This is a genomic window from Phaeobacter sp. JH204B (assembly GCF_048055755.1).
Lineage (GTDB): Bacteria > Pseudomonadota > Alphaproteobacteria > Rhodobacterales > Rhodobacteraceae > Phaeobacter > Phaeobacter bryozoorum.
Map to the genome: position 1 here is coordinate 1 of NZ_JAYMXF010000025.1, position 389 is coordinate 389.

The 389-nt window shown below is 58.6% G+C and carries 1 protein-coding gene; it reads right to left on the minus strand.

Annotation, left to right across the window (positions count from 1 at the left end):
• Positions 1 to 389, minus strand: a 389-nt coding sequence (locus VXL81_RS14040; RefSeq protein WP_416554788.1) for an EF-Tu/IF-2/RF-3 family GTPase, incomplete at both ends; no start/stop codon positions are given.

Genomic DNA, 389 nt, shown 5'->3' on the forward strand with positions numbered 1-389 from the left:
TAGTTCGCGAAGAACGGGGTGTGACGACCGCCTTCTTCCTTGGTGAGGATATAGGCCTCAGCTTCGAACTTGGTGTGCGGCTTCACGGAACCCGGCTTACACAGAACCTGACCACGCTCAACGCCGTCACGGTCAACACCACGCAGCAGCGCGCCGATGTTGTCGCCTGCTTCACCACGGTCCAAGAGCTTGCGGAACATTTCCACACCGGTACAGGTGGTGGTGGAGGTGTCACGGATACCAACGATCTCGATCGAGTCGCCAACGTTGATCACGCCGCGCTCAATACGACCGGTCACAACGGTACCACGGCCGGAAATCGAGAACACGTCTTCGATCGGCATCAGGAACGGCTGGTCAACAGCGCGCTCAGGCGTGTCGATGTAATC